Origin of the sequence: Alteromonas sp. IB21, assembly GCF_016405965.1 — a bacterium.
Taxonomy (GTDB): Bacteria; Pseudomonadota; Gammaproteobacteria; order Enterobacterales; family Alteromonadaceae; genus Alteromonas.
The window spans coordinates 1-2,104 of the sequence record NZ_JAEFCD010000055.1 but is presented as its reverse complement, the minus strand read 5'-3'; the positions used below and the strand labels follow the sequence as shown (position 1 = coordinate 2,104).

General features: G+C 48.7%; 2 protein-coding genes. Both read right to left on the bottom strand.

The genetic code is table 11. The annotated features are described in order from the left end of the window. A partial coding sequence (locus JC525_RS19650; protein ID WP_198817823.1) for an ATP-binding protein occupies window positions 1-352 on the bottom strand: 352 nt, incomplete at its 3' end. A gap of 8 nt (window positions 353-360) precedes the next feature. Next, entirely contained in the window at window positions 361-1,899 is a 1,539-nt protein-coding gene (gene istA, locus JC525_RS19645; protein ID WP_442859574.1) for an IS21 family transposase, read from the bottom strand. Window positions 1,900-2,104 lie beyond the last annotated feature (205 nt).

Below are 2,104 nucleotides of genomic sequence, written 5' to 3'. Positions count from 1 at the left end.
AAGCGAAGTACGTTTTACCGCACCCCGTTGCGCCAGTAACGATAATGTTATGGGCGTGATGTAAGTATTGGCCGCTTAATAGTGTGGCGACTTTATCTTTACGTAGGCCGCGCTCTGCACGATATTCCAATCGGCTGGCGTGAGCCTCTAAGCGCAAGGTTGCTTGCCGTAGTAAACGCTTCACTTTGCTGTCTTGCCGACAGTGAATTTCGTGCTGTGCCAGTAATCCTAAGCGTTCTTCGAAGCTCATCTCATCAAAGGTTGTCGCTTGGCTTTGCTGTTGCAGTAACGCTTGAGCGAAGTGCCCAAGCCGTAAGCTACGTAGTTGCTCTTGTAATTGAGATTGTGTCATGGGTTGTCCTATTGATAGTAATGTTGGCCGCGGATATTGTGATGAGTTACAGGTTGCTCATCGTGTTCGACAGCGGTACTTGCAACGCTTTCTTGGTGATGTTTGAGTAAGTTTATTACAACGCTTCTGTGCGGGCGCTCTAGCAGTAATGCCTTTTGGCAAGCGGCTTCAAGCCGCGCAGCACCATGCTGTTTAGTGAGATTTAAAATAGCGAGGCAGCTTTTGATGGCTTGCTCAGGATGTTGTCGGCTATGGATGTGCCACTGCACCACACCACGCGTACCTACACCGATATTCTCAGCCCAGTGCAATAAGCGTTCAGCGCTGAAGCGCTGTTTTACATGGCTGTCCGGCATGTGTTCTTTTTGCGTTGAGAAGCCGCCGTCTTTTGCTGATTTAGCGTGCTGTGTCACCAGTTGATTTTGGTGATAGATGCTAATCACACTGCCACTAGCCTCGATGGTCACTGTGTTGCCCACTAAGGTGTGCGGTACAGAGTAAGCATGCTTTTGGTACAGCACATGGTAATCCGGCCCAACTTTGGCCCGTTTACTGTCGATGTACTCATACGTGGTGCCAGGCAATGGCATTAACGCGGGTTTATCGAGCAGTTCAAACTGCTCACGACGAGAGCCTGGATGTAGGCGCTGCGGCCGATTATTTAACTCTTCCATTAACACTTTGATACGTGCGTTAAGGCCCGCTAAGGTGTAAAAGCACTCCCGGCGTAATCGCATTAGTATCCAGCGTTCAACAATCAGTACCGCATTTTCTGCTTTGGCTTTATCCTTCGGTTTGTATGGTCTTGCCGGAACGATGGCGCAGCCGTAATGCCGCGCCATTTTGGCGTAGTTTTCATTCAGTGTGGGCGCGTAAAGGTGGGCTTTGGTAACGGCTGACTTCAGGTTATCCGGCACAAGTAAACGGGGTACACCGCCAAGGTAGCGGAACGTTCTTACGTGCGCCATTATCCAGTCTTCTTCACGCTGAGAGCGGCCAGCTTCAACATACGTGTAGTTGGTCGCGCCTAAAGTCGCAACAAAGATTTGTGCATGATAACGCACTTCGCCTGTATCGGGATTAACGATAGGTACTGTAGGCCCACAATAGTCAATAAACAACTTATCACCCGCGATATGATGCTGACGCATACTACGCTTCTGCTTTTTAAGCCATCGCTGATAATGCTCGCAGAACTGCGTATAACCGTAGGCTGACGCACTATCTTCGGCGCAATACTCTTCCCACAGCAACAGCTTAGTCATGCCTTTACGCTTCAACTCTTGCTGCATAAGCATGAAGTCAGGCAGCCGTTTTTGGCGCTGAACTGGCCCAGTGTTATACAACTGAGCTTCGAGCGTTTTATCGTTTAGCGCTTCCGGCAGCGGCCACGATAAATCACTGGATTTAAAGCGCGAGAGGATTTCACTCACGGTTGAAGGACCGAGACTTAAGCATTGGCCGATGTCTCGATGACTTAATCCTACTTCGAATTTGAGACGCAGGACGTCTTTAATTTTTCTCATATCGGTTCTCTTTCTCGCCATGGCAGCTCGTTCCTTCAATAAAGTGATGAAGTTGAGCTTACCAATTGATTTAGTGAGAAAAAGAAGAAGATTTCGGGATTCCGATCAGTGATTTCGGAAAAACGTCATTTTTGACCGGATAACACCGAAATAAGCGATCGGATTAGACCGAAATCAGTGATCGGATTGAACCGAAATGGGTGATCGGAATGGGCCGGAACATGCA

What these genes read in the sequence shown, in the direction of transcription:
- istA (WP_442859574.1), bottom strand. Translation starts at nt 1,899, where the DNA reads ATGGCGAGAAAGAGAACCGATATGAGAAAAATTAAAGACGTCCTGCGT.